General features: G+C 66.1%; 28 protein-coding genes and 5 pseudogenes. 20 read left to right on the plus strand and 13 right to left on the minus strand.

Going from position 1 to position 26,114, the window contains the following annotated elements; all coding sequences use genetic code 11:
- The first annotated feature begins 102 nt into the window (after positions 1-102).
- Positions 103-1,137: an HlyD family secretion protein gene (locus KHC24_RS22400; protein WP_213366092.1), complete on the plus strand. Its 1,035-nt coding sequence runs from the start codon at positions 103-105 to the stop codon at positions 1,135-1,137.
- Complete coding sequence (locus KHC24_RS22405) at positions 1,134-2,699, plus strand: MFS transporter (protein ID WP_213366095.1); 1,566 nt, start codon at positions 1,134-1,136, stop codon at positions 2,697-2,699. Before KHC24_RS22400 ends, KHC24_RS22405 begins: the two co-directional genes overlap by 4 nt.
- A 183-nt stretch (positions 2,700-2,882) precedes the next feature.
- Here KHC24_RS22405 and KHC24_RS22410 read toward each other — a convergent pair whose 3' ends face one another.
- The 4 genes and pseudogenes from KHC24_RS22410 to KHC24_RS22425 form a co-directional block, all read right to left on the minus strand.
- Positions 2,883-3,038 (minus strand): hypothetical protein, encoded by a 156-nt coding sequence (locus tag KHC24_RS22410; RefSeq protein ID WP_213366098.1) that lies wholly within the window; start codon positions 3,036-3,038, stop codon positions 2,883-2,885.
- 58 nt (positions 3,039-3,096) lie between these two features.
- Positions 3,097-3,438: a hypothetical protein gene (locus KHC24_RS22415; RefSeq protein WP_246547515.1), complete on the minus strand. Its 342-nt coding sequence runs from the start codon at positions 3,436-3,438 to the stop codon at positions 3,097-3,099.
- A gap of 561 nt (positions 3,439-3,999) precedes the next feature.
- A pseudogene (locus tag KHC24_RS22420) lies at positions 4,000-4,356 on the minus strand (IS110 family transposase); the annotation flags it as partial.
- Positions 4,357-4,469: 113 nt separating this feature from the next.
- Positions 4,470-4,571, minus strand: a pseudogene (locus KHC24_RS22425) (IS5/IS1182 family transposase); the annotation flags it as partial.
- A 332-nt stretch (positions 4,572-4,903) separates the two neighbouring features.
- On the opposite strand from KHC24_RS22425, the gene KHC24_RS22430 reads away from it, so the two are divergent.
- Entirely contained in the window at positions 4,904-5,509 is a 606-nt protein-coding gene (locus KHC24_RS22430) for an alpha/beta hydrolase (RefSeq protein ID WP_213366101.1), read from the plus strand.
- Positions 5,510-5,587: 78 nt separating this feature from the next.
- On the opposite strand, the gene KHC24_RS22435 is transcribed toward KHC24_RS22430, so the two are convergent.
- Genes KHC24_RS22435 through KHC24_RS22445 form a run of 3 tightly spaced genes read right to left on the minus strand, consistent with a single transcriptional unit; the run spans position 5,588 to position 6,595 of the window.
- The gene (locus tag KHC24_RS22435) at positions 5,588-5,842 is read right to left on the minus strand and encodes a hypothetical protein (RefSeq protein ID WP_213366103.1); all 255 of its coding nucleotides are present in this window, start codon (positions 5,840-5,842) and stop codon (positions 5,588-5,590) included.
- Positions 5,843-5,867: 25 nt separating this feature from the next.
- Positions 5,868-6,287: a type II toxin-antitoxin system MqsA family antitoxin gene (locus KHC24_RS22440; RefSeq protein ID WP_213366105.1), complete on the minus strand. Its 420-nt coding sequence runs from the start codon at positions 6,285-6,287 to the stop codon at positions 5,868-5,870.
- Positions 6,288-6,289: 2 nt separating this feature from the next.
- On the minus strand, positions 6,290-6,595 hold the full coding sequence (locus KHC24_RS22445) for a type II toxin-antitoxin system MqsR family toxin (protein ID WP_213366108.1): 306 nt from the start codon (positions 6,593-6,595) through the stop codon (positions 6,290-6,292).
- 341 nt (positions 6,596-6,936) lie between these two features.
- Between KHC24_RS22445 and KHC24_RS22450 the strand changes: the two are divergent.
- From KHC24_RS22450 to KHC24_RS22465, 4 genes and pseudogenes are all read left to right on the plus strand, one after another.
- Positions 6,937-7,215, plus strand: a pseudogene (locus KHC24_RS22450) (ArdC-like ssDNA-binding domain-containing protein); the annotation flags it as partial.
- Between the two features lie 53 nt (positions 7,216-7,268).
- Complete coding sequence (locus KHC24_RS22455) at positions 7,269-7,973, plus strand: IS6 family transposase (RefSeq protein ID WP_213366111.1); 705 nt, start codon at positions 7,269-7,271, stop codon at positions 7,971-7,973.
- Between the two features lie 435 nt (positions 7,974-8,408).
- Entirely contained in the window at positions 8,409-9,560 is a 1,152-nt protein-coding gene (locus KHC24_RS22460; RefSeq protein ID WP_213366114.1) for a DUF3182 family protein, read from the plus strand.
- Positions 9,550-10,278, plus strand: coding sequence for an alpha/beta hydrolase family protein (locus tag KHC24_RS22465; protein WP_213366117.1), 729 nt, complete (start codon positions 9,550-9,552; stop codon positions 10,276-10,278). The genes KHC24_RS22460 and KHC24_RS22465 overlap by 11 nt, the downstream gene beginning before the upstream one ends.
- Here KHC24_RS22465 and KHC24_RS22470 read toward each other — a convergent pair.
- Together KHC24_RS22470 and KHC24_RS22475 are read right to left on the minus strand one after the other, a co-directional pair.
- Positions 10,275-10,844, minus strand: a pseudogene (locus tag KHC24_RS22470) (UdgX family uracil-DNA binding protein); the annotation flags it as partial. The gene KHC24_RS22465 and the pseudogene KHC24_RS22470 overlap by 4 nt on opposite strands.
- Before the next feature lie 50 nt (positions 10,845-10,894).
- Complete coding sequence (locus tag KHC24_RS22475; RefSeq protein ID WP_213366123.1) at positions 10,895-11,800, minus strand: DUF72 domain-containing protein; 906 nt, start codon at positions 11,798-11,800, stop codon at positions 10,895-10,897.
- 200 nt (positions 11,801-12,000) lie between these two features.
- Here KHC24_RS22475 and KHC24_RS22480 point away from each other — a divergent pair, with 200 nt between their 5' ends.
- The 8 genes from KHC24_RS22480 to KHC24_RS22515 all read left to right on the plus strand — a co-directional run bounded on the left by KHC24_RS22480 (position 12,001) and on the right by KHC24_RS22515 (position 19,268).
- Positions 12,001-12,861, plus strand: coding sequence for an SDR family oxidoreductase (locus tag KHC24_RS22480; protein WP_213366125.1), 861 nt, complete (start codon positions 12,001-12,003; stop codon positions 12,859-12,861).
- Positions 12,862-12,938: 77 nt separating this feature from the next.
- A complete protein-coding gene (locus KHC24_RS22485) occupies positions 12,939-13,199 on the plus strand; it encodes a hypothetical protein (RefSeq protein WP_213366128.1) in 261 nt (86 codons plus the stop codon).
- Positions 13,200-13,272: 73 nt separating this feature from the next.
- Complete coding sequence (gene coxB / locus KHC24_RS22490; RefSeq protein WP_213366131.1) at positions 13,273-14,196, plus strand: cytochrome c oxidase subunit II; 924 nt, start codon at positions 13,273-13,275, stop codon at positions 14,194-14,196.
- Positions 14,193-16,706, plus strand: a complete 2,514-nt coding sequence (locus KHC24_RS22495) for a cbb3-type cytochrome c oxidase subunit I (RefSeq protein WP_213366135.1) — start codon at positions 14,193-14,195, stop codon at positions 16,704-16,706. Before coxB ends, KHC24_RS22495 begins: the two co-directional genes overlap by 4 nt.
- A gap of 7 nt (positions 16,707-16,713) precedes the next feature.
- The gene (locus KHC24_RS22500; RefSeq protein WP_246547519.1) at positions 16,714-17,085 is read left to right on the plus strand and encodes a hypothetical protein; all 372 of its coding nucleotides are present in this window, start codon (positions 16,714-16,716) and stop codon (positions 17,083-17,085) included.
- 29 nt (positions 17,086-17,114) lie between these two features.
- Positions 17,115-17,717, plus strand: a complete 603-nt coding sequence (locus KHC24_RS22505; RefSeq protein WP_246547577.1) for a cytochrome c oxidase assembly protein — start codon at positions 17,115-17,117, stop codon at positions 17,715-17,717.
- Positions 17,714-18,766 carry a c-type cytochrome gene (locus KHC24_RS22510; protein ID WP_213366141.1) on the plus strand — a complete coding sequence of 351 codons (1,053 nt, stop codon included), beginning with the start codon at positions 17,714-17,716 and terminating at the stop codon, positions 18,764-18,766. Before KHC24_RS22505 ends, KHC24_RS22510 begins: the two co-directional genes overlap by 4 nt.
- 268 nt (positions 18,767-19,034) lie before the next feature.
- Positions 19,035-19,268 (plus strand): hypothetical protein, encoded by a 234-nt coding sequence (locus KHC24_RS22515; protein WP_213366143.1) that lies wholly within the window; start codon positions 19,035-19,037, stop codon positions 19,266-19,268.
- On the opposite strand, the gene KHC24_RS22520 is transcribed toward KHC24_RS22515, so the two are convergent.
- Complete coding sequence (locus tag KHC24_RS22520) at positions 19,216-20,361, minus strand: DNA topoisomerase IB (protein ID WP_213366146.1); 1,146 nt, start codon at positions 20,359-20,361, stop codon at positions 19,216-19,218. The two genes, KHC24_RS22515 and KHC24_RS22520, sit on opposite strands and share 53 nt — an antisense overlap.
- Here KHC24_RS22520 and KHC24_RS22525 point away from each other — a divergent pair.
- From KHC24_RS22525 to KHC24_RS22540, 4 genes and pseudogenes are all read left to right on the plus strand, one after another.
- Positions 20,360-20,575: pseudogene (locus KHC24_RS22525) on the plus strand (DUF2934 domain-containing protein); the annotation flags it as partial. The gene KHC24_RS22520 and the pseudogene KHC24_RS22525 sit on opposite strands and share 2 nt — an antisense overlap.
- A 12-nt stretch (positions 20,576-20,587) precedes the next feature.
- Positions 20,588-20,905, plus strand: coding sequence for a DUF2934 domain-containing protein (locus KHC24_RS22530; protein WP_213366588.1), 318 nt, complete (start codon positions 20,588-20,590; stop codon positions 20,903-20,905).
- Positions 20,906-20,920: 15 nt separating this feature from the next.
- Positions 20,921-21,526, plus strand: coding sequence for a cysteine hydrolase family protein (locus tag KHC24_RS22535; RefSeq protein WP_213366149.1), 606 nt, complete (start codon positions 20,921-20,923; stop codon positions 21,524-21,526).
- Positions 21,527-21,607: 81 nt separating this feature from the next.
- On the plus strand, positions 21,608-22,105 hold the full coding sequence (locus KHC24_RS22540) for a YciE/YciF ferroxidase family protein (RefSeq protein ID WP_213366152.1): 498 nt from the start codon (positions 21,608-21,610) through the stop codon (positions 22,103-22,105).
- Between the two features lie 343 nt (positions 22,106-22,448).
- Here the strand turns inward: KHC24_RS22540 and scpB are convergent, their stop codons facing one another.
- Together scpB and KHC24_RS22550 are read right to left on the minus strand one after the other, a co-directional pair.
- Positions 22,449-23,144: an SMC-Scp complex subunit ScpB gene (gene scpB, locus KHC24_RS22545; protein WP_213366155.1), complete on the minus strand. Its 696-nt coding sequence runs from the start codon at positions 23,142-23,144 to the stop codon at positions 22,449-22,451.
- Position 23,145: 1 nt separating this feature from the next.
- Positions 23,146-24,099 (minus strand): DUF1403 family protein, encoded by a 954-nt coding sequence (locus KHC24_RS22550; RefSeq protein WP_213366159.1) that lies wholly within the window; start codon positions 24,097-24,099, stop codon positions 23,146-23,148.
- Positions 24,100-24,629: 530 nt separating this feature from the next.
- On the opposite strand from KHC24_RS22550, the gene KHC24_RS22555 reads away from it, so the two are divergent.
- Entirely contained in the window at positions 24,630-25,562 is a 933-nt protein-coding gene (locus KHC24_RS22555; RefSeq protein WP_213366162.1) for a recombinase family protein, read from the plus strand.
- 55 nt (positions 25,563-25,617) lie between these two features.
- Here KHC24_RS22555 and KHC24_RS22560 read toward each other — a convergent pair whose 3' ends face one another.
- On the minus strand, positions 25,618-26,067 hold the full coding sequence (locus KHC24_RS22560; protein ID WP_213366165.1) for a GNAT family N-acetyltransferase: 450 nt from the start codon (positions 26,065-26,067) through the stop codon (positions 25,618-25,620).
- Between the last annotated feature and the right edge of the window lie 47 nt (positions 26,068-26,114).

Genomic DNA, 26,114 nt, shown 5'->3' on the forward strand with positions numbered 1-26,114 from the left:
CAGAAGGCGGAGGTTTATCCGGCAACGTCCCAGCCCTCGGTACCGCAAGGGCCGGCGTCGAGCCCGCAGCCAGGCACAAAGCACAGGCTCGTCCGCGGCGGCATGCTGCTGCCGCTCGTGGCGGTGACGATCGTCAGCGCCTTCATGGTTCTGGCCATCACGCGATGGGACTACTGGTTGGGTGTGGCGGCGGTGCAGTCGACGGACGACGCGACCGTCCGAGCGGAGTTGACCGGGCTCGCGGCGCGCGTGACAGGAAACGTGGTCGAGGTCGCGGTTCGCGATTACCAGTCCGTCCGCCAGGGCGATCTCCTCATGCGGATAGACCCGGCCGACTACGAGGTCGCGGTCGCGAGGGCGGAAGCCGGCGTGGCCGGCGCACGCGCGGCGCTCGAGAACCTCGACAACCAGGTCGCGCTGCAGAAGGCGTTGATCCTCCAGGCGCAGGCCCAGCTTACCTCCACGCAGGCGCGCGCGGTCCAGGCCGAGCAGGAGAGGGAGCGGCAATACAATCTGCTTCAATCCACCTATGGTACCCGGCAGAAGGTGGAGCAGGTCGAGGCGGATCTCGCGATCGCCAAGGCGGCGCAACAGGCCGCGACGGCGGCTGTCCTGGCGCAGAAGGAGCAGCTCAATGTTCTGGAGGGGACTAGGGGCCAGCGGGACGCAGAACTGCAGACCGCGCAAGCCAGCCTGGCCGGCGCCAGGCTTCAGTTGGGATATACACGCATCCTGGCGCCTTTCGACGGCATTGTGGGCCAGCGTCAGGTTCAGCCCGGCGACTACGTCACCGTCGGGGGCAGCCTGATTAGTATCGTGCCGCTGCCGCGCGTCTATGTGATCGCGAACTACAAGGAAACCCAGCTGACCAACGTGGTCGCTGGCCAGCCGGCCAGCATGACCGTCGATACCTTTCCGGGCGCCACGCTGAACGGCCATGTCGAGAATCTGTCGCCGGCATCCGGCTCGCAATTCGCGCTGCTGCCGCCCGACAATGCGACGGGAAACTTCACCAAGGTGGTCCAGCGCATTCCGGTCCGCATCGCCCTCGACCCGGGCCAGCTACTGATCGAGCGGCTTCGCCCCGGCATGTCGGTCGTGACGAGCATCCACACCGACGGGCAGGTTCGGCAATGATCGACGGAGCGCTCGGAGATATTGCCCGGCAACGCCGGGCCAATCCTTACGCGGCTGTAGGCGCCGCACTCGCTGGCTGCTTTCTCGCGAGCTATCACACGCGCTTCTTCGGTATCGGCCTTCCCGACCTGCGAGGCGGGTTCGGCCTTTCCGTGGACGAGGCCTCATGGCTCTCGACGGTCGCGAACGCGCCGCAGATCCTGACCGCTCCGGCCGTTCCGTGGCTGGTGATGGTTTTCGGCATTCGCCCGATCCTGATGTGGCCAGGCTTGGCCTACGCGCTGCTGGTGACCCTGATCCCATTCACCACCGACCTTGCGCAGCTGTTCGCGCTTCACGCGGTCACCGCGCTCCTGCTCGGCTTGTTCGTGCCGGCCACGCTGCTGGTGATCGTCAGGAATCTTTCCCCCGCGCTCTGGTTGCCGGCCTTCGCCCTCTATGCGTTTCGCCTCGCCTTCACCTTGAACACCGGGCCGTGGATGACCGGCTATCTGGTCCAGACTTGGGGCTGGCGGTGGCTGTACTGGGTCGATGTCCCGATCGCGCTGCTCATGGTCGGCCTTGCCTGGTACGGGTCGATGCCGCAGCGACCGAACCTGGACATGCTGGCAAGGGCGGATTGGGGCGGAATGCTGCTGTTCGGCCTCAGTCTCACGCTCGTCTATGTCGGCCTCGATCAAGGGAATCGGCTGGACTGGCACAACTCTGGAACCATCGCCGCGATGCTGGGAGGCGGAGCGGCTCTCATGGCCTGCTTCGTCGTGCACGAGGCGACGACGCCGGCGCCTTGGGCAAACCCCAAGATCCTCGCGCGAAGGAACACCATTCTGGGCCTCGCGACGGGCGTGGTCTTCAGTTTCGTTACGGTGTCGAACAGCCTGCTCGTGCCGAGCTTCATGATCGGCATCGGTCAGTTGAGGCCTGAGCAGTTCGGCTGGTTCCTGGTCGTCTGGGTTGCCCTGCCGCTTGGCGTGACGATCTGGCTCGGCGTCCTTCTGCTCAGAAGGTTCGACTTCCGCTTCGTGATGATCGCCGGGTTCGCCTCCTTCGCGGCAGGTAGCCTCTGGGCGACGCATCTGACGAACGAATGGCGGATGGTGGATTTCATCCCGATCGCAGCCTTCCAGGCTGTCGGCCTGGGCATCACCTTCACGGCTGTCATGATCGGCAATTTCACCAGCGTCAAACCCGAGGTAGCCTCGGCCTTTGCCGCCTATATTCAGATCCTTCGGCTGGTTGCGGTCGAGTTCGGCATCGCGGTCATGTCGACGTTTCTGCGCATTCGGGAGCAGACGCACTCGAACCTCATCGGGTTGCACGTCGCTCGGGGCGACGCCGACATCGCGCAGGCGATAGCGGCGCGGGCGGCCATGTTCCAAGCCGATGGTGTCGCCTACGCCAAGGCGCGTGCCACGGCGAGGCTGGCTGCAATCGTGCAACGAGAGGCCAACGTTCTGGCATACATTGACGGCTTTAGTCTGACGTTCGTCGTGGCCCTTTTCGGCATTATTGTCGCAGCCGCGATGCTTCCGGCACCCAAGGGACCACTTACCAGCGGGTAGGCCTCGCCGTTCGAGATTTTGCCCAACGGCGACTTACTCCGAACGAGTGGTGCGCGCCGCCCGGAGAACGTCTCAACCGAGACCTTGCCGATGAATGCCGGGAAAGTCACGGCCATCGTATGTTAGGCCTTCGGCCTCCGTACATGTTAAGGTGAAGTATTGCTGGGGCGACTAAAAAGGGCCTCAGGCATCGGAGGTGTCGAGCGGCTCCACCCGAAGCGAAACACCCTTCTCGCCGATAATCACATGTGGCAGCGTCATCGCAAACTGTGTGAGTGCCTCATTCACGCCGGCTGCAATATCCTCTCGGCTATCAGCGCGCAGGGGATACTCTGCCAACTCTTTTTTCCTGCCAGAGGGCGACCTTCAGCTTTGCTGTCACGGCGAACTGCCTTTGCTATCTCACGAGCCACGCGGCAACGGATCCACCGCCGATGACGATGCAACCCAGCCAGAGAGCAACGCGTGCCACGAAAGGAAGCGGCGAAGTTCCACCGCGATTATCGTCGAAGCCCCAGCTTGATTCATGCGTCACACCCGGCCGATCTTCGGCACCAGCATGCAACACTTCGTTGCGCGCCAATTCAACCCGCTCAGAACTCGCCGTGGTACCAGCCGCCTCGTCATCAGTTCCAAGGGGCGCCGCAGCTGGGTCGGGGAACGGCACTTTGTCCCCGCCGCGTCCTCGATCAATATCGTGGCGCAACTGCTCGGTGTTGGACAGGCCGGATGTGGTCATAGCTTCGCCTCCCTACCAGCGAGCAACGACTATATCGGCCCTGCGTTCCATCACGGGCTACTGCTGGCCAACTTGGTGTTCGCAATAGCAGTTGCCCACTTTTGTACATTGCGGGGCTCGATGACTGAGAGTCCTCTCTGATTGGGGTCGTTGAGGTCAAGCTGCTCGTTCGGGTCTCCCCATCTTGGCTTTTCCGGTTCGTGTCGCCCCATGGGTCACACGCTTCTCTTCGCGGTCGGCGCTGGGCCGCCGCATGATGGGGTCAGGAGGGCGAGGCGTCTCAATCTGTTTCACGACCTTGGGGTTTGCGCCCGCAGGTTCTGGACTCTCAACGAGATCGCCTTGCCCATCGTCCCCACGGGAACGATCCGGTTCACCCTTTCGGGATCATGCGTCGTGTCTGGTCCTCCCGTTTCGGCGCTGCGGCGTCAGGCTGCGGCCGTGGCGCCGTTGGCGGGGTCCTTGCCCCAGCGGAACTCGGCACCGTCGCTCCACATGCGATGGAGGATGACGGCGAGCTTGCGGGCGACCGCGACGCGGGCGCGGGCCATGCCGCGCGACTTGGCGGCTCTTGACGTGGACCTGCCGGAACCAGCCCGTCCGCATGATCTGCGCCAGAGCGCGGGCGTCGTTGCGGTCGGTCTTGTTGGGCATCGTCTTCATCGCGGCATTGGCCTGGCGCGTCTCGATGCAGATCGCCGGCAAGCCCGCCGCGCGAAGCCCTTCATGAAGCCAGGCCGTCAGCGAGCATGCTTCCAGACCAATGCGCTCCAGAGGCAGGTCGAGCTGGCTTAACGCCTGCGCCAGAGCGACAGGCTCACTCGCCGCGCGCGCCTCCTTCACGATCCGACCCGTCCCATCCACAACGCAGATCGCGGTCTCTTCCAGCGACACGTCCAGTCCGGCATAGTAGTTCATGGCTGCTCCTTCCCGATGCTTGTGGCCGCTCAACACGGACCACGTTCCAACATCCCGAACGGAGCGGCCACCCTCAGGCTGAGACCCCAATCACCCCATCTGTTTGAGAATGTTCAAGGGTGGGCGATTCTGCGTAGCATGAGGCTTCCGAGCGCGATGTGGATCATGGCCTCAGAGACGTCGAGGCGCTGTTCATAGTCCCGAACGAGGCGCTTCTCGGCCGCTCGGCCCATGTGGAGTTCGTCGGCGACGGCGAGGAAATGGCGGAGGTGACGCAGTTCCATATCGCCACGATATCAAGAACCTTCATTTGCATCATCGTTTTATGTGCTCGGACGAACCATCCTCCGGCGGAGTAGCCAGCAATCGCCGGAGAATTTATGCGCTTCATCCCTTTGATCGCCGCAGTCACCGTCAGTTGCGCCGCGCTGGCGCCGCCGACGGCCGGCGCCGAGCCGCTACGCCGGGATTTTGCCGTGTCGAGTGAGGACGGCCTGCGGATCTTCGTCCGGGAGCTTCGCGACAGCGAGGCCCGGTTCGACCGGGGGTGGGCTGGGCCACCGGATCGCAGTGGCTCGGCCATTACGCCTCGCTCAATCCTGAGAGCATCAGCCATCTGGTCTATTACAACGGCGCCTATAGCGGTCCGGCCGGCGGGTGGCGTCTGCAGGCGGAATTCGGCGACCCGCAACATCCCGCCGAGCTGGACTATGCGCGGCACGGCTCCTGGCGGCTGGCGACGGCCGAAAACCTGGCCGGACGCTGGCGTGACGAAGGGATCGATCCTGCCTTTCTCGATCGCTATGTCGCGCTGTCCATGGAGGGAGACGAAACCGCGCGTGAGCGCGAGCCCGCGAGCTTCAGGTTTCCCTCCGGCCCGACCGCCGACACGCTGAAGCTGGTCAACGGGCGCCAGATCTTCGACGCGTCGTTCATCCGCTCGCATGTGCTGATTTTGCGCTCGGCGAATGATTTCTGGTCAAGACTGGTGGATGCGCAAACGCTTCTCGCCCATCTGACCAGTGCCGCCTCGGCCAGTCTCGTCGAGATTCCGGCCGTCTCCCACTATGTGCATCTCCAGCCAACGCCGGATCGGCAGAAGTTCCTGAATGCCGTCCTGGCCTTTACGGCCCAATCCGCGAAGGAGCGCTAACTATGCGCGGAAGCTCTGCATATGATGAGGGCATCGACCTTATCGAATAGGGGCATTCATTCCTTGAAGAGCAGGTAATCAAGGAATCTCGCTGTCCGGGGACAGCTTCGCCAATCCCTTGATCGCCTCTTTCAGGCGATGACTACGATACGCGCTGTCGGCGAACCAGAGTTCGATCTCGGCAGGGTCGAGCGTATCGGCGTAGGCCGATGTCGGCACTGGACATCCGGACTCCCGGATGGCGCGTATATTGTGCTGGTAGCGCCGGATCCGCTCCTCCATCGGCAGTTCGGGTCCATGCTTCAGCAATTTGTCCTTCGGCCAGGTCGGCATGGCAGTGCTCCGAACGTTTATTCCGTTAGCGCAACTCGTCGGCGATCTCCGGATGACGATCGAGCACCTTAATCAGCTGGCTGGTCGGGCCGCTCGGCTCGACCAGCCCGCGCTCGTATTTGTCGAAAGCGTTCTCACCGACCTTGAGCAACGCGCCGGCATCACGCTGGGATAGATTGAGCTTGGTGCGGATACGCCGGATGGTCGCCGGCGACGGGACGCCATCAACCTGTTCCTTCAGCGTGCGCAGCGCCACGTCCACCACCTCCATGTCCTTGCCGACATGGATGCCATCGCCCTCGCCGGCCGGATAATAGCCGGGCAGCTCGACCGTGAGGCTGATACCCTTATAGGCCACCACAAACGGCCGCACGCTGCGTGTCAGGATCTCGCCGGTTTCCGGCGCCGTCATGGTATCGGGAAGCGCCGTCTCTTTCATCGCCATGGTCATTTCTCCTTGAACGACATGACCGTGAACTCGGTGATGACGTCCGCCTGGAACTTCACATAGAGCGTCAATCCTCGCGCTGGCACATGATAGACGTCCTGCCAGACGCGATGATCGGCGAACGTTGTCATCGACTTGAAGAACATGCGCCGCTCGATGCCGATAATCGTCTCGACGATGCCACCACGATCGAATCCGAGCACCGTCGCATCCCGCAGCGCCGATGTCGTCATCGCCAAGCGGTCGACCGACCCCAGTGCCAGTTTGATGGCCTCGAGATCATAGGTCGGCCGTCGTTTCTCCATGGTCGAAATATGCCACCATAAAGGTGGCAGTTCAAGGGCGCGTCCGATGAGGGTCGGACCCCGCTCTATGCCGCCGGCTGCACCGTTTCCACTCAGCCCCGTCCCGGGTCTGCGCCTGCGGTAACGATCGCTCGCGCGGCAGCGGCCAAGCCGCGGATCGCCGGGAAAGGATAGGCGCGGGAGGCAGGCCCTCTAGGAGAGCGAGAGGGCGGCCGGTCGGCCGTGACGGGTCAAGGGACCAGCGAGAGTGGCTCGCGGCCGGCCTGTCGCGGAGACCCGCCATGGACCATGCAGCCACCCGCCGGCGCCCTGCCCCGAACCGGGCGTCACTCTACTAGGACATCACCGACCGCATCATCGTCGAATTGGTGGCCGGCCGCGTCCCCTGGGCCCAGCCCTGGGCCGCCGCCGCGGCCCCGCTGACGATGCCGCGAAACGCCACCACGGGGCGAAAATACTCCGGCATCAACATCCTCATTCTCTGGGACGCCGTCATCGAGCACGGCTTCAGCACCCAGACCTGGCTCACCTTCCGCCAGGCGCTCGGGCTCGGCGGCAGCGTGCGCAAGGGCGAGCACGGCACCACCGTCGTCTATGCCGGCCGCTTCACGCCGGGCGAGGGGCGTTGTCACATTAACTTCGGCGTTGCGGCAGGCCGTGTAGATGGGGGCGCATGAGCCCGCCGACCATCAGTTACAAGCGCCACCGATTCCCGCCGGCGATCATCGCCCACGCGGTGTGGCTGTATTTTCGCTTTCCCCTGAGCCTTCGCCTGGTCGAGGAGATGCTGCTGGAACGTGGCATTGCCGCCTCCTACGAGACGCTGCGGCGCTGGGCGATGAAGTTCGGGCGGGATTACGCCCGCCGGCTCCGGCGGAAGAAATCGGGTCCGCGCGACATCTGGCATCTCGACGAGGTCGTCGTCACCATTGTCGGGAAGAAGCACTGGCTGTGGCGTGCCGTCGACCAGAACGGCTATATCCTCGATGAGATCGTCCAGACGCGACGGGATACCAAGGCAGCGCGGCGCTTGCTGAGGCGTCTTTTGAAGAAGCAGGGCTGCGCGCCCCGGCGGATGATCACCGACAAGCTCGGCTCCTATGCCGCCGCCCGGCGTCAGATCATGCCGGCGATCGAGCATCGCGCGCATAAGGGCCTCAACAACCGCGCCGAGAACTCGCACCTGCCACTCCGAAAGCGCGAGCGGGCGATGCAGGGTTTTCGATCACCGGGGAGCCTTCAACGCTTCGTCGTGGTCTTCTCCGCCCTCCGCAATCTGTTCGTTCCACCCCGGTCCCGCCGCTCTGCCCTAGCCACTCACCTCTATCGCCTCAATGCTATGGCGCACTGGAAAGCCGTCGCTGGCGTCACTGCCTGAGCCTGTCACCAGGCCAAATGCACCTCTTCGCGACCGCCCGAAGTTAACGTGACAACGCCCCAATGACCACTGGTATCGCCTTTGCCTTGCTCTCCCGCGCGAACCAGGCCGCCGCCTTTGACAGGATATCGCGCTCCAGGCGCAGACGCTGGTTCTCCCGGCGGAGCCGGATCAGTTCCTCGCGCCCGGCCGAGGTCGGGCCGTCCATTCGCCTGCCGGCGTCGCGCTCGGCTTGCTGGTGGCGGACGATGTCGGCAACACGGTCTGGCGCGTGACCGGCGGCGCACCCGGCGGGTCGGGCTGGGTCTCGTTCCAAACGCATTGCCGCGCACCCGGTGGAAGCCGCGAGGGAACCAGTGATGACCGGGAGCGGTTAGCGAGGGACCTGCCTGCCAGCGGAGGACGTGCCTTCGCCACCTTCAGCGGGGACATCGCATGGACGCATCAGCCGCGGACCGCCAGTATACCGACATCGCCAGCGCGCCCGGGCGCGCCACGCCTGTCGTCTTCCTCCCGGCGGATCCCGCTGGCCGCAACCACCGGCAGGAAGGAGTACGCGCGCTCGCCCGCCGCATCGCCCGGTTGCGCGGGAGCGATTTCATCGAGGCGCCGGCCGGGCCGCTGCCACATGGGAGTTATGCCGTCCCGACCGAGACCCTGGTCGGCGACCGCCTCGCTGGCCGCCTAGGCATCCAGTCCGAGGAAGACCTGTTCGGCGGTCTTGTCCCCTACGCGGTCCTGGCGGGCAAGGCGATCACCCATGGCCTCGTCGACGCGGACGCACTGCGGCCGGAAGGCTGGTCGCCAACCTTCGGCGAGGCGGTACGCGGCATGACGCTGCGCGGCGCTTCCGTGTTCGACCGCCGAAGCGCGGCGCAGGCCGGACGGGCGCTGCTGGCGATGGGGCCGATACGCCTCAAGCCCGCCTGGGCCGATGGCGGGCACGGCCAGCAGGTCCTCGACGAGGTCGGCGCGCTCGACGCCGCGCTCGAGGCAATGGACGCCGACGAACTGCAGAGCCTCGGCCTTGTGGTCGAGGAAGATCTGAACGAAGCCACGGTCTACAGCATCGGCCGCCTGCGCTTCGGCAATAGGGTGTTCGCCTATTTCGGCCATCAGGAAACCACGCGCAACAATGCCGGCCAGACCGCCTATGGCGGCTCGACCCTTACCGTCTTTCCCGGCGCCCTCGATGAGTTGCTCGAGAGGCCGATGGACGCGCCGGTCCGGCAGGCGGTGGAATATGCGCAAGCCTATGACCGCGCCGCCTTGCGGCACCTCCCGGGCCTCATCGCCTCGCGCCGCAACTACGACGTCATCGCCGGCCGCGACGCGCGCGGCGATCCGCGCCTCGGCGTGCTGGAGCAGTCCTGGCGCATCGGAGGCGCCTCCGGCGCGGAGATCGCCGCCGTCGAGGCGTTCCATGCCGACCCGGCCCTGGTCTGCGTGCGCGCGAGCTGCGTCGAACGCTACGGCGCCCGGCACGAGGCGCCCGAGGACAGCATCGTCTATTTTGACGCCGATGATCCGGAGGTCGGCCCGCTGATCAAATTTGCGAGAATCGAGGCCGGGCACCGTGCATTGTGAGACGATCTGCATCGCCGTCGACGAGGACCATATCGACGGCACCTTCGCCGTTCCGCGCACCGGGGTGCCGGGAGTGCTCTTTCTCCACGGCTGGACCGGCAGCCAGCAGGGCGACCTGACGCGCGCCCGCGAGATCGCCGCTCTCGGCTGCGTCTGCCTCACCTTCGACCTCCGCGGCCACGCCGCCACCGAAGCCATGCGGATGAGCGTCACGCCGCGCAAGAACCTGCACGACGCCGTTGCCGCCTATGACGCGCTCGTCGGCCATCCGATGGTCGACCGCTCCGCCATCGCGGTGATCGGCTCGAGCTACGGGGCCTATCTCGCCACCATCCTCTCCAGCTACCGCCCGGTGCGCTGGCTCTCGTTGCGCGTGCCCGCGCTCTATCGCGACGAGCACTGGTCGCTCGCCAAGGAGCAACTCGACCGGCTGGACCTGACGAACTACCGCAATTCCCAGGTCAGCCCGGAGGAGAACCGTGCTCTCGCCGCCTGCGCCCGCTTCCAGGGCGACGTGCTGGCCATCGAATCCGAATTCGACGACCTCGTGCCGCATATGACGGTGGCAAACTACGTCGCCGCCTTCCGGCAGGCCCGCTCGATGACCTATCGCGTGATCCAGGGCGCCGATCACGCCCTCTCCGAAAAGGAAACCCGAGCAGCCTATTCGGCGGTGCTGCTGGGCTGGATCCGCGAGATGGTGCTCGGCGCGCGCTAGCCCGCCATCTCACGAATGGCATTGAGGTCGGCGACGAAGGCCTCATAGGCCGCGTGCTTGGCCGCCTCGTCAGGCAGGCGCAGCAGGTAGGAAGGATGCACGGTGAGATAGCCGCGCCGGTTGGCCAGGGCGAGCGGCCCGCGCTCGCGGGTCACGGTGACCCGGCGCCCCGCCAGCGCAAGGCCCGCCGTGGCGCCAAGCGCGACGACGACACGCGGATGGACAAGTCCGAGCTCACGGTCGAGCCACCAACGGGAATGCGACACCTCCCCCGCCGTCGGCCTCTGGTGGATGCGCCGCTTGCCGCGCTGGACGAATTTGAACTGCTTCACAGCATTGGTCACATAGACGCGTTCGCGCGCGATGCCAGCCTCCGCCAGCGCCCGGTCGAGCAGCCGGCCCGCCGGCCCGACGAAGGGACGGCGCTGCCGGTCTTCCTGGTGACCCGGCTGCTCGCCGACAAAAGCGATGGCGGCCCCGACCGGCCCTTCGCCCGGCACGGCGCGGGTACCACCCGGCACGACCGGGGGCTCCGCCGCCAGCGCCGCGTTGAGCGCGTCGAGCGTGGGAAAGGTGCGCTCCTCGACCCGAACGTCGTCGGCTGTATCGCGCGCGGTCATGCCGCCCTCGCCGCTTCCGGCTGCCAATGGACATGGAGCCGCTTCATCAGCTGCGCCGCATCTTCCGGCGCATGCAGCTTGTCGGTGTTGTCGAAGAACACGAACACATCGCGTGGCTTCGCGCGGGTCTCGGGCTCGCCGGCGAACGCGCCGTCCTTCATCGGCCGTCCCTCGGCCCAGGCCTTTGCACGCTTGGCCCACAGGTCCAGGGCCGCCGGCTCGTAGCGCGAGCGGTAGAGTTCGGTCGAGCCGTGCAGGCGGCAATAGGCGAAGTCCGCCGTCAGATCCATCAGCCGCGGCCACTCGACCGTGTCGGCACAGACCAGCGCCACGCCGTGCTCGCGCAGCAGTTCCACGAAAGCGGGATCGCGAAAACTGTCGTGGCGGATCTCCATGGCATGGCGCAGCGGCCGCTTCGCATCGGTCCCGGTCGCGTCGCGCCCGTCGAGACGGACATCGTGCCGCCGGGCGAGGCGGGAGGCGGCGCGCGTATCCTTCGGCAGCAGGGCAAGGAAGTCGCGGATCAGCCCGGCATCGAAGCGGAAGCTCGGCGGGAACTGCCACAGCAGCGGGCCGAGCTTCGGCCCGAGCCGCAGCACCCCCGAGGCAAGGAAATTGGCGAGCGGGATCTCGATCTCGCGCAGCCGCTTGGTATGGGTGATGAAGCGCGAACCCTTCACCGCGAAGAGGAAGTCGTCGGGCGTCTCGGCTGCCCAGCGGGCGAACACCTCCGGGCGCTGCAGGCCGTAGAAGGTGCCGTTGATCTCCAGCGCGGGAAATTGCTGCGCGGCAAAGCCGAGTTCGCGCTTCTGCGTGAGGCCCTTGGGGTAAAAATTCCCCCTCCAGGGCGCGTAGGTCCAGCCGGAGACGCCGACGCGTATGTCGCCACGGCGCACCGTCATGGCTTGTCTCGCAGGTAGGAAATCGGCGGGTCGAACACGTCCATTGGCAGCTTCCCGGGCGAACGGCATTCCTTGCCCAAGCCCTTGGGATAAATCGCTTAGCCGCCTCCCGGTTCCGCGCAGTCCTCGGCGGAACCATCCCCCCGGCCCGTCCGTTGACCGGAAAATCCGCATAGCGAATAGCGACAGGAGTCCAGCCGATGCTCGAGCGTCACCCCACGCCACCCTTTCCCGAACAGCAGCAGCCGATGCCGGGACACACCGACGCCATGTCGCCGCGTCCCGACCATGGCGAGGAAAGCTACAAGGGCTCCGGCCGGCTCACCGGAAAAAGGACGATCATCACCGGTGCGGACAGCGGTATCGGCCGTGCCGTCGCTCTCGCCTATGCCCGCGAGGGCGCGGATGTGCTCATTGCCTATCTCGACGAGCATGACGACGCCGAGGAGACCGCGAGCCTGGTGCGTGAGGCCGGCCGGCGCGCCGTCCTCCTGGCCGGCGACGTGCAGAATGCCGCCCATTGCCGGGCCATCGTCGAGACGGCGGTCAAGGAGCTCGGCGGCCTCGACATACTGGTCAACAACGCGGCGCACCAGGCTAGCTTCGAGGATATCGAGGACATCAGCGACGAGGAGTGGAACCTCACCTTCCGGGTGAACATCCACGCCATGTTCTACCTGACCAAGGCGGCGGTCGCCTACATGAAGCCGGGCAGCGCCATCATCAACACGGCCTCGATCAATTCCGACAAGCCGAACCCGTCGCTTCTCGCCTACGCCACCACCAAGGGCGCGATCCAGAACTTCACCGCCGGGCTGGCGCAACTACTGGCGAAGAGGGGCATCCGCGCCAATGCCGTGGCGCCGGGCCCGATCTGGACGCCGCTGATCCCCTCCACCATGCCGGCGGAGAGGGTGGCGCATTTCGGCGAGCAGGTGCCGATGGGGCGTCCGGGACAGCCGGCCGAACTCGCCACCGCCTATGTGATGCTGGCCGATCCGCTGTCGAGCTACGTCTCCGGCGCCACCATCGCCGTCACCGGCGGCGGGCCAATGCTCTAGCCGCCCAGGAAAGTACTTTGGAGGCCGGAACACATCCGGGCTCCGGCCGTTCAATTCCCTAACGGGAGGTAGAATCGATGCAGACGGCACCCCGGTCCCGGCAGGACATTTATCGCATTCGCGGCAGCGAGGCGGATTGGCATGTCGAGCAGAGCGACCACACCAGCATGTCCTACGCCAGCAAGGAAGCCGCCTTCGAGGCGGCGGTTGCGGCGGCGTCCAACGCCATACGCGACGGCCATGAGGTGGTGATCCTGGTTCCGGCCTCCCGCGCTGATGAAAGCACGCTGGGCGTGGAGGATCCAGGCTCCGGTTCGCCCTGGACATCCCTGACCTGAACAGGCGGAGGGCGTGGGAGCGCGGCCGGGACGGCATCAGCGAATCCGAGGTATTGCAGGAGCGGGCTGCGGCGTGCTGCTTGGCGCATGCAGCGGGCCGCAATCGGCGCTCGATCCGGCGGGGCGCGAGGCCTCGGAAGTCGCACTGCTGTTCTGGGTGATGCTCGTCGGTGCCGCCATCATCTGGCTCGTGGTGATCGGCGCCGCCATGTTCGGCGGAAAATGGCAGAAGCAACCGCTCAGTGAGCGGGCCGGACTACGCATCGTGCTCTATGGCGGGGCGGTGATTCCCACCATCGTGCTAGCCGCGCTGCTTGTCTTCGGCCTGAGGCTGATGCCGATGCTGCGCGCCGGCGAGCCCGAGCTGCGCATCACCATGTCGGGCGAGCAATATTGGTGGCGCGTCACCTATGCGGCGCCAGACGGCTCAAAGGTCGAGAGCGCCAATGAGCTGCGGCTCCCCGCCGGGCGCGCCGCCGAGATCACACTCGATAGCGTCGACGTCATCCATTCTTTCTGGATTCCCTCCCTCGCCGGCAAGATGGACATGATCCCCGGCCGCACCAACCGGCTGGTGCTGCATCCCGAACGGACCGGCATCTATCGCGGCGTCTGCGCCGAGTTCTGCGGCCGCTCCCACGCCTTCATGGCTTTTCCCGTCGTGGTGATGGAGCCCGCCGCCTTCGAGGCGTGGCTCGCGCGCGAGGCCGCGCCCGCTTTGAGCAAAGCCGACAACGGCGCCTTTCTCGCAAATGGCTGCGGCGGCTGCCACACCGTCCGCGGCACGCAGGCAACGGGTAGCATCGGGCCCGACCTCACTCATTTTGCTGACCGCCAATCCATCGGTGCCGGCATCCTGCCCAACACGCCGGACAATCGGCGCCGCTTCATCGCCGAGACGGAGACGCTGAAGCCCGGCGTGCGCATGCCGTCCTTCGGCGCTTTGCCACCGGCGGAGCTCGGCGCGATCGCGGCCTATCTGGGGAGTCTCGAATGACCCCGCGCGAGGAAACCGACACCGAACGCGGCCGCCGCGAGGAGGCCGAACTGCGACGTGTCTGGGCCTACTCCTCCGGCTGGCGCTACGCCGCCAATGTCAACAACCAGATCGTCGGCCTCTGGTATACATGTACGGCCTTCGTCTTCTTTCTGTTTGCCGGCGTACTCGCGCTCATCATGCGCATGCAGCTCGCCGTACCGAACAACGATCTCGTCTCGGCCGGCACCTACAACCAGCTCTACACGCTGCACGGCACGATGATGATGTTCCTTTTCGCCGTGCCGATCTTCGAGGCGGTGGCGATCCTCGTCCTGCCGCAGATGCTGGCGGCACGCGACCTGCCTTTCCCGCGCCTCTCGGCTTTCGGCTTCTGGTGTTTCCTCATCGGCGGGGTATTCGTCGGCGGCTCGATCTTCTTCGATGCCGCCCCCGACAGCGGCTGGTTCATGTATCCCCCGCTCGCCACCGACACGACCCAGACCGGCATCGGCGCCGACATCTGGCTGCTCGGCCTGTCCTTCATCGAGGTTGCCTCCATCGCCGCCGCGGTAGAGCTGATCGTCGGCGTGCTGAAATGCCGTCCGCCCGGCATGCGCATAAACCTCATGCCGCTCTATTGCTGGTATGTGCTGGTGGTCGGCGGGATGATCCTCTTCGCCTTCCCCCCGCTCATTGCCGGCGATATCCTGTTCGAGATGCAGCGGCTGTTCGACTGGCCGTTCTTCGATGTCGCGCGCGGTGGCGACCCGGTGCTGTGGCAGCACCTGTTCTGGATCTTCGGTCATCCCGAGGTCTACATCATCTTCCTGCCCTCCATCGCCCTCTTGGCGATGATCGTGCCGACCTTCGCGCGGCGCCCGATCCTCGGCTATGGCTGGATCGTGCTGGCGGCGGTCGGTACCGGCTTCCTCAGCTTCGGGCTGTGGGCCCACCACATGTTCACCATCGGGCTGCCGGCGCTCTCCATCGGCTTCTTCTCGGCGGCCTCGGAGGCGGTGGCGATCCCGACGGGCGTGCAGATCTTCGTCTTCGTGGCGACGCTGCTGGCCGGGCGGGTGATCTTCGCCATTCCCATGCTATTCGCGACCGGGGCGCTCGCCATCTTCGTATTCGGCGGGCTGACGGGCGTCATGGTGGCGCTCGCCCCCTTCGACTGGCAGGCGCATGACAGTTACTTCGTCGTCGCACACCTGCACTACACGCTGATCGGCGGCATGTTCTTCCCGCTCGTCGCCGGCGTCCACTATTTCTATCCCTTCATCATTGGCCGGATGTTATCGGACAGGCTGGGGCGCTGGTCGTTCTGGCTGATGTTCTGTGGATTCAACATCGCCTTCCTGCCGATGCACATCACCGGGCTGCGCGGCATGCCACGCCGGGTCTTCACCTATCCGGAAGGGCTCGGCTGGGACGGGCTGAACCTCGTCTCGACGGCCGGGGCCTTCACCATGGCGGCGGGCATCGGCCTGCTAGTCTTCGACGTGCTGCGTCCCGGAAAGCCGCGCGCGCCGCAGAACCCGTGGAACGCCGGGACGCTGGAATGGGTTGCCGGCGACCCGTCCGAGCCGTGGGGCATCCGTTCCGTGCCACCTGTCTCCAGCCGCTACCCGCTCTGGGATCAGAAGAACCTGATGCGCGACATCGGCGCAGGACGCTTCTTCCTGCCCGGCGCGCCGGAGGGCAAGCGCGAGACGCTGATCACCGACGTGCTCGACGCCACGCCGCAGCAGGTGCTGCGCGTGCCGGGTGACAGCTTCCTTCCTCTGCTGGCGGCCGGGTTCATCGGCGGCAGCTTCATCGCCTCGACCTTCCACTGGTGGATCGCCGCTATCGTCTCCGGCGTCATCGGCATTGGCGTCATCATGGTCTGGCTGTGGACCGCCACCGCGGTGATCCCCAGCCGACCATCGAAGGACGCCGGCATGGGCGTTACCCTGCCGCTCTATGCCTCCGGCTCTGCCTCGGTCGGCTGGTGGGCCATGTTCATCACCATGGTCGGCGACGGCACCGCCTTCCTCAGCCTGATCTTCGCCTATTTCTACTACTGGACCATCCAGAACGCCTTCCCACCTGCCGGCATGGCGCCGCCGGATGGTCCGCTCATGCTGGCCGGCAGCGCCGCCACTCTGCTCGCCTGGCTCGCCGTGCTGGGCGCGCGCCGCGCGAATAGCGCCGGGTACCCGGACATGGTGCGCATCGCGCTCACGGCCTCTACCCTGCTCGCGCTGGCCGGCGGCGCCCTCTTACTGCTCGCGCCATGGCGGGCGGGGCTCCATCCCACCGCCCATGTCTATCCCGCCATCGTGTGGGTGGTCGCCATCTGGACCGCGCTGCACCTCGCGGTGGGCATGCTGATGCTGGGATATTGCCTGGCGGGAAGCCTCGCCGGGCGGCTCAGCCGCGAGCACGACATCGACCTGCGCAATGTTGTGCTCTACTGGCACTTCGCGGCCCTCACCATGGCGACCACCCTCGTGGTGCTCGCCCTCGCCCCACTCGCGACGTGAGGAGGCGATGATGCTCTTCCGCAGCGAGACGCCGAACCTCTGGACGCTGCTGGCGCCGCCGACCGTGTGGGCGCTGCATTTCCTGTTCTGCTACGTCGCGGGCGCCATCATCTGCGCCAAGGCGCCGGAGGCGCTCGACGAATTGCGCCTGGCCATCGCCGCGGCGACCATCCTTGCGCTGGTGTTCATTGTCGTCGCCGGGATGCAGGCGCACCGGCACTGGGGCTTCGGCTCGGACATGCCCCCGCACGATACGCCAACCGACGAGGACCAGCAGCATTTCCTCGGCCTCGCAACGATGCTGCTTTGCGCACTCAGTGCCGTCGCGGTGATCTTTGGCGCGATGCCCGCGCTGTTCATCGCGGAGTGCATGCGATGAAGGCGGCGGCAGTAGTCACTGGCCTGCTCATGCTGGCTCTCATATGGGGCGGACCGTTGCCTGCCATGGCAGCGCATTCCTTCAGCGCGCATATGACGATGCATATGAGCGTCGTGGCGCTGGCCGCGCCGCTGATCGCCGTTGGCCTCGCAGGCACCCGCCTCGATCCTTCGGCCAGCGTCCCCCTGCTGTGCAGCCCGCTCCTCGCGGCGATGCTGGAATTCGCCATCGTCTGGAGCTGGCACATGCCGGCGCTGCATGGGGCCGCGCGTTCGGGAGGTTGGCGCCTCGTGGCAGAACAGGGCAGCTTCCTGCTCGCCGGCCTCATGCTCTGGCTTTCCTGCCTCGGCCGCGCGTCCGGCGGCACGGTGGCGGGTGCTCTTCTCGGTACGCTGGGCCTGCTCACCACCTCCATGCACATGACGCTGCTGGGGGCGCTCATCGCCTTCGCCGGTCGGCCACTCTACGGCCACGCCCATGGCGGCGACCTGGCCGCGACCGTCGCCGACCAGCAATTCGGCGGCGTGATCATGCTGTTGGCCGGCGGGCTGGCCTATCTCGCCGGCGGGCTGGTGCTGATGGCACGCGTTGTGCTGGCCGATCCCTCTTCACGGGGGGAAGCAACGCCATGAGGCCAGTCTTCCGCGTCACGCCACGCCGCGCCCTCACCGCCCTCGCCGGCATCGCCGCGCTCGGACTGCTGGTCGCCTGGTCCGGCATCATCAATATCGGCGCGAGCTCTGGCCACTGGCGCATCACCTCCTGGGCGCTGCACTGGGCGATGCAGAATTCCGTTCGCACCTATGCCCTGTTCGAGCCGAAACCACCCACCGACCTCGACACCGAGGATCGCATCCGCCGCGCTGCCGGGCATTTCGAGACGAGCTGCGCCTTCTGCCATGGCTCGCCGCTGCATGACCAACCAAGGCTCGCCGCGCACATGACGCCCATGCCGCCCGGTCTTGAAGACGCCGCGCGGAAGTGGCGGCCGCGCGAACTGGCGCACATCGTCCGGCACGGCGTCAAATATACCGGCATGCCGTCCTGGCTTGCGCTGCAGCGCGACGATGAGGTCTTGGCAATGGTCGCCTTCCTGCATGCGCTGTCGCAGATGCCGCCGGAGCGCTATCGCGGTATCGCCTTTGGGCCGACCGTACCGGAGGACCCCGTGCTGGAAGGCTGTGCCCGCTGCCACGGGATGGACGGCGCCTCGAAGGACGGCGCCTTTCCGGTCATTGGCGGCCAGAGCGAAGCCTATCTCCTCGCCACGCTGCGCGCCTTTAACAACGCAACACGCCCGAGCGGCTTCATGCAGTTCGCCGTGGACGGGCTCTCCGATGGCGATCTCGAGCGCATGGCCCGACATTACGCTGCCCAGGCCGGCGTGAGCGAGACGGTTCGGCACGATGATATGTCGCGAGGCGCGCGGATCGCGCTACGCGGCCTGCCCGAGGCCGACGTGCCCGCCTGCGAGAGCTGTCATGGCGCCTCCAGCCGGCGCAATCCGGGCTATCCCCGCCTCGCTGGCCAGGACGCTGGCTACCTCGCCGGGCAGCTTCGTTTGTTCAAGCAGGGCCACCGCGGCGGAACTGGATATGCCCACGTGATGCAGAAGATCGCCGGGCGCCTGCCGGACGACGCCATCGACGCGGTCGCCCACTTCTATGCGGGCGATCCCTAGACGCAGAAACGATGTTTCCTCGGCCCGGCGTTCTGCGCAAAGCCTATCAACGGAAGGACGCAAATATCCAGATGCGTCTTGGATGCTTCCCGTAACAGCCGCTGCAGCCGAAGAATGTCCGCTCCACCGAGAACGGCGCCGAGGCCGCATCAGTTGTCGGTCTTATCGCGACAAGGCTTATATTCTCGTGTTCGGTCTGATCCGGTTCCTTTTACGAGTTGCCGACAAATGTGCTGAAAGACAAACAGTACTTTGGTAGGCTCGATGCATGAAAGCGCTCGAACAAGCAGCCCGTCGTATCTGCGCTCTCGACCTCGCAGCGGCCGGAGCCGATGCCGATGAAATCCCGGCGATGGTGGACCGCTATTGGCCAGTTGTTGCTAATGAAGCCCGCGAAGGCGTGGTCGTCATTGGCGAGTGGCCGTTCACCGTCGAAGAGATTGCCGCTCTTACTGCTGAGTATGAGAAGCTCGTGCCAATCCACGGCGAAAACGCGCAGTAGCTGCCTTTGAAGAACCTGTTGGCACCTTGACGTGGCCGGTCGGGATTGGCGGGGCGGGCCTGGAAGGGTGGCAAGCATTGCTGCTCAGAAGACGGGCCAGCAGTTGCGCGCGGGCAGTGGCGGATCGCGGCGGTTGACCAACCTTGCCAAGTTTGCCGCTCTCGAAGGCGGCGATCACACTGTCATGAACATAGCTGGTCCGGCAGACGGTGAGCGTATTGGCGAGTTCATCCGCCAGTGGTGCGATGGCCTCACGTATCTGCCGCCGCCTCCCGCGCTGGCTCGTCTCCGGTTCCAGCCGGGCGAGTTCGTCGAGCACGCCGAGTGAAGCGGTTAGCGTACGGAAGTCCTTCAGCGAGATGGACTGGCCGCTGACCGTCTTCAGGAAGGCGTTCACCTCGTTCGCCCGCACGGCATGCACGGCGCTGTTGGCATCGCGATGCTGGAACAGGCGCGGCCCGGGGATCGCCTTCAGCCGGGTCAGGGCTCCGGCCAAATCCGCGTTGCGAACCTGCTTGCGGATGTCCTTACCGCCTTTTCCGGTGAAGGCGATGGTCACTTCCTCGCCATCGATCCGCACATGCGACTTGAGCAACGTGGTGGCGCCCCGTGTGCCGTGCTCTTCGGCATATTCGTCGCTACCGGCGCGTATAGATGTAAGAGCGACGAGTTGCACAACGGCGGCGAACGCAAAACGTCTATCGCAACCGGGCCGCCGCAGCTCCTGGCGCACAGAACGCAGGACCGCCGGCAGCGCCTGCGCGAGGCTGGAGAGGCGGAGCGCCTTCAACCTCTCGCGTATCAGCGTCCAGTCTGGGTGATAGCGGTATTGCAGGCGCCCGGCGGCGTCCTCGCCGACCGCCTGCAGATGGGCGCGCGGATCAGCGGCAAAGCGTACATTCCGGTACGCCGGAGGCACCGACAGGCGCTTCAGCCGTGCGATGAGCTGCACTTCCTTCACCGGCTTGCCATCCCCGGTCTCATAACTGAAGCCGCGTCCGCGGAGCCTACGGCGGATGGTGAGCTCGGCGGGAGAGATAATCCGCAGATTGAAACGGCGCGCCAGGCGCCCGATGGTAGTCTTCTCAGCCATGATCGATGAAAGCGCCTCCGCACGCCGACCTAAACGTTGGCGCATCCGACGCGTTCCAGCCGGAACGTTCCTACCCGCCCATGCGTTCTTTCCCGAACGAAATAGGAGGGCACGATGGACGAGCGAGAACACCTCATTGGCGAGCGCGCACCGCCTCTGGGAGGAGGAGGGATGTCGCGAAGGGCGGGCAGAGGAACACTGGTTCCAGGCCAAGGAGCTCGTGGCGATGGAAGAACGCCCCGATACCTTCAGGCCGGTCGATGCCGCCGAGGCGCCGCCGGTCGAGCCTATCGATGCGCTAGCCAATGCCGGCGATTTCCCCACTTTGGCCGACCAGGGCGGGATGCAGCTCCCTCATCGACCCGAGCCTGCCCTGGATGTCGACCCCAATGTGGCGATGGCCGGCGAGAACGAGCCAATGAGCGAAATCGACACCATACATCGCACGCTTGAGGTGCCTCCGGCGCACCGCGGAAAGACATCGCCAGCGGGCGACCCGGTCGGCACGATGAGCGGCGACGCCGGCCGCCGGCTGCGCAGCTAGCAGCACGTCGCCGCGATGGGTATGCATGATCGCCCGGTGCGGGTCGAAACCGCCTTTCACCTGTGCCTCGACATGCAGCGGCTGTTCTCGCCGGATGGGCCCTGGCCGACGCCGTGGATGGCGCGGGTGCTGCCCGAGGTGGTGGCGGTGGCGGAGTTGTTCGCCACGCGCACCGTCTTCACCCGCTTCATTCCCGCCGCCGATCCGGAGGCCGAGATCGGCACTTGGCGGCACTACTACCGACGCTGGTCGCACCTCACGCTGGAACGGCTCGATCCCGGCGAGATCGGCCTCATCGACGAGCTGAAAGGCTTCTGCCCGCCCGCGTACATCGTAGACAAGCGTCGCTTCTCGGCCTTCTCCGCCCCTGGACTCGCGCCGATCCTCAACGGCCATGGCGTCGACACGCTGGTGGTCACCGGCGCCGAAACCGATATGTGCGTGCTGGCGACGGCAATGGACGCCCTCGACCGGGGCTACCGCATCGTCGTGGTGGAGGATGCGGTCTGTTCTTCCTCCGACCAGGCCCATGACGCCGCTCTGGCGATCTATCGAAGCCGCTTCGCCGAGCAGATCAGCGTCCTGCGGGCAGCGGAGCTGCCCGGGCAGTTCGGTCCATAAATCCCGAACCCGAGGCGGAACGAAGCGCCTCCGTCATTGTTCTTCGCTCGGGCTTGGGGGGACATCCCGATGGAGACGGACATGGCTGAGAAGACCCTCGACACCCTCTTTCACGAGACCCTCAAGGACATCTACTACGCCGAGCGCAAGATCCTGAAAGCGTTGCCGAAGATGGCGCGCGGCGCGCAGTCGCCGGAGGTCAAGGCCGCCTTCGAGAAACACCGCGGCGAGACTGAAGGCCATATCGAACGCCTGCAGCAGGTGTTCGACCTCATCGGCAAACGCGCCCAGGGCAAGACCTGCCCGGCGATCGACGGCATCATCGAGGAAGGCGAGGAGATCCTCGAGGAGTTCAAGGGCCAGCCCGCGCTCGATGCCGGCCTCGCCGCAGCCGCGCAGGCGGTCGAGCACTACGAGATCAGCCGCTACGGCACGCTGAAGCGCTGGGCGCAGGTGCTTGGCATGAAGGAGGCGGTGCAGTTGCTCGACGCGACGCTGAAGGAAGAGACCATGACCGACGAGATCCTGTCGAAGCTCGCTGATCAGGTCGCCAACCAGAAGGCGCTGAAAGCCGCATGAACTTAGGGGCACCGGCACGAGCCGGTGCACTCCTCGCCTGAGAGCGGGCTTCGCAAAGCCCGAGAGCCCGAACATCGGCGCGGTATCACGCTGGCAGATGATAGCTCACCGGATCGGCACCGAGCGCGCGAACGGCGGCCGTCAAGGCAACTAGAAGCCTTTCGCGCGTGTCCTCGCTCATGGCCCGAAGGCGGTAGCTGTGATCGAGGAGCTTCATCGTGTTCTGACCATTTCTGCCACATGGTCAGAACACAGAATGACCTGTTGGACGAGCTATGACTCTTTTTGCGAAACTGGTCATAACGACGACGGACAGCACCAGATCCCGGCGTGAGGCGGGCGGTCAAATCATGTCGTCGGCGTCGACCTCCTCGTCCGGATCCTCATCGCCTCCGTCCCCGCCCATGAGCCCGAGCGGGATATCCCCCGCCAGCAGACTGTCCTTGCTGAGCAGGCCGGCATCCTCGAGCGCCTCCATGTCCGGCAGGTCGCGCAGGGTGTCGAACCCGTAATGAGACAGGAATTCCTTGGTCGTCACATAGGTGTAGGGCGCGCCGGGCTGCGGCGACCGCGGCCCGGCGGCGATGAAGCCCAGCCGCCGCAGATGGCCGATGGTGTCGCGGCTGATCTCCTTGCCGAAGAAGGCGCTGAGTTCGCCGCGGGTGATCGGCTGGAAATACCCCACACACAGCAGCACCAGCGCCTCGGAGGGCGACAGCGGCTTGGGATCGTCCGTGCCGAGCCCGGTGGCCACCTGGATCGCCTCGGCAAAGCTCTTACGAGTGCGGTGCTGCCAGCCGCCGGCGACCGCCACTAACTCGTAGGGCCGGCCGCGCAGCTCGGCGCGGATGTCGTCGATCAACAGGTCGAGGCTGCAGTCGCGGCCGACCACCCGGGCCAGCACCTCCCGCGTCACCGGCTCCGGTGAGGCGAAGATCACCGCCTCGACCCGACCCATCCATTCACGCCAGCGCAGCGCGGCCGGCAGATGCCCGAGCTCGGCGTCGAAGCTCACCGGGGTTTTCGTGCGCCGCCCCATCTCAAAGGCCGTAGAGCTTGAAGCTGGAGCGGCCGGTGAGCTCGCGCACCGCTCCCAGCGTCTCGAGCCGTTCGAACAGCCGCCGCGCGCCCCAGCGCGACAGCTTTGGCGTGGTCAGCGTGCCCGGTACCGCGTCGTCGTCGAGCAGTCGGGCGATCGCCTCCCCTGCCCCCTTGGCCCGCAGTTTTGGGGCGACCGCCTGCAGCCGGCCGGCACGCGGCGCGATCTCGGCGGCACAACGCAGGACCCGCGCCGAGGCCTGCGCCACAGCGAGGCAGACCGCGGCGTCGAAGCCGTCGTCGGCGGGGCGCAGCCGCCCTCCCCGGCCGGGGCCACGGAAGGCGGAGCTCTGTGCCTCGCCCATCAGCAACGGCACCGGCAGCGGCCAGCGCAGCCGCAGCGCCAGCACCTGCTCGGCCAGCCACCAGCCGAGCAGCCCGGCGCCCGGCGCCGCGGCGTCGATGGCGCGAAGGATCGCCGCCGCAGCCAGTGGCGCCGGACGAGCGGCCCCGAGCTCGCGATCGATCTCTTCTGGAAGAGCGGCCAGTTCCGGGCTCCAGCCGATGCCGAGCAGTCCGCAGGTCGATTGAAGGCTCGTCACATCGGCACCTGGGGAGCGCTCGGCGAGGCGCCGCCAGGCAGCCAACAGCCGGCCGGCGGGGCCGGGATCGCCATCGGCGGGACGCAGCATCCAGGCATCGCGCAGGGCGGCTTCGTCCTCCGCCCGGCCAGCGTAGCGCGCCGCTGCGGCGGCGCAGCAGAGCGCCAGCCGTGCGCGCCACGCGCCGGCCCAGGGCGGGTTCGCTCGCACCAGATTGTCGAGGGAATTCAATGCCGCGCCGGCCAGGAAGGCAGCCTCAGCCAAGTCCGCCACCGACCCACGCGGGATCGCCCAGCCCGGCACGGCCGGGACAGTAAAGGGCCCCGGAGGAGGCGGAATCAGCGCAACATCCATGGTGGAAGCCTACTCGCGTGGTGCGCTTATATCCAGTAAAAAGCGCATTAACCGCACGCCATGTCTGGGAATGAGGACGACCGATAATGTTGCATTATCGGTCGTTATACCGAGGCAGCTGGAGAAGCCTGATATTGCTCGGCCGAGACGGCGGGATAGGCCGAAAGCGCTGGATTTCGACGTCTTCCTCATCCCGATTGAGCGGATTCCTCATCCTAGTTCGGCGGATGCTCCGTCCAGATCGGCGGACTTTCACCCTCGCCTGCCCGGTATGACGGCTCGCCGGCGGCGTCGACGAGCCGCGAACGCCGTTTCCGCTGCCCTTTGGACCGAGAACGCTCTGAAAATGGCGAAAATCGCCTCAGAGCCCCATAGGCGGCGATTCTGGATCTCTCCATCCTTGGCTCATCCAATACGCCAGATCGGCCTCTATGACTCTCTGAGGCGGCCGATAAAACGCGCCTGCAAAGGACCGTTTCTTGACATCTGTCGAGAGTGTACAATAGGCATGAATCGTCGCCGGAAAGCCTATGGCCTCACCTTACGCCTCCCCTCCCCGGCCGATCCGCCGCCTGATCGGCTATGCCCGCGTCTCGACCGAGGAACAGGCGACCGATGCGCAGGTCGACGAGCTGCGCGCGGCCGGCTGCCAGATCATCCATCAGGAGCACGGCTCCGGCGCCTCGCGGGCCCGGCCGGTGCTGGCCAGGCTGATGCGCGAGCTTGGCGCCGGCGATGTCCTGGTGGTCGTGCGCCTCGATCGCCTCGCCCGCTCGGTCAGCCACCTCCTCGCGGTGATCGAGGATCTCGAGGAGCGCAAGGCGCATTTCCGCTCGCTGCGCGACCCGATCGACACCTCGACGCCGCAGGGCATGTTCTCGCTGCAGGTGCTCGGCGCCGTTGCCCAGCTCGAGCGCGCCCTGATCGCCGAGCGCACCAAGGCCGGCATGAAGGCGGCCAAGGCCCGCGGCAAGCTGGCCGGCAACCCTGGCCTGCGCGAGCGCCGGCCGGAAGCCATCCGCGCCGCAGCGGCGGCGCGCCAACGGGTCTATGTCGGCGACCTGATCGCCTCGGCCTCGACCTGGCTGCCGATCGTAAGACGGATGCGGCCGCAGCACAGCTGGGACGACGTCGTGCGGGTGCTGAACTATCGCGGCCAGAGTTGGACCATCGAGAAGCTGCGGCGCGCCGTGCACCGGCTGGTGAGCGAGAGAATAGCGGAAGCCGAGTTGCTCCAGCGCTCGCCACGGCGGCCGCCGGAGGACCGGCTGATGACCCTCGTCGCCGGCATCGCCATCGCCGACCCGGATCTCAGCCTGCGCGACATCGCCGCCCAGCTCGAGCGGATGCGGGAGCGCACGCCGCGTGGCGGGCGACAATGGGCCGCCTCCTCGGTGAAGTCATTGCTGGACCAGGCGCGCCGGCTGGGCTTAATCGTCCCGCAGCCGCAGGAGGATGCATGAGTGGCATGAGGACGGCGTCAGTCCCCGTGCTGCAGGACGGTGGGGCGTCCTCGCGCTACATTGGAGATGATTGCCGCTCCATTCGGAGTTTTAGGCCGGTCTCATCAACTACGGTAAATCCAAATCGCTCATAGAGGCGGCGCGCTGGATTGTTGCGAAGTACGGCTAGGGTCACCGGTTTGCCAGCGGAATCGCCTTGAGCAAGCAGCTGCGCCAGCACCTCCGAGCCGATACCCCTGCCCTGTTGGTCGGGCATGATGAAAAACTGAAGCAAGCGGATTTTCGGCGCCTCTTCACGTGTCTGGATCCAGCCAACTTCCGATCCGTCGAGCAAAATGATCCGCACTTCGTCCCCTCGCCACTGATGCGCAAAGCTGGCGATCTGTCTGCCTTCGTCCCACGTCATGAGTTGGCTGGTCAGCGGCCTCATGGTCATGAGATAGAGATCCAGCGCAAACGCGTAGTCTACGGTTTCAGCGGGCTTCAAGCTGATCGTCAGCGACATGCTGCGGGTTCCGACCTTCCATGCTGGCGGCTGTCGCCAGATCAGCG

The organism is Ancylobacter defluvii (assembly GCF_018390605.1).
GTDB lineage: Bacteria > Pseudomonadota > Alphaproteobacteria > Rhizobiales > Xanthobacteraceae > Ancylobacter > Ancylobacter defluvii.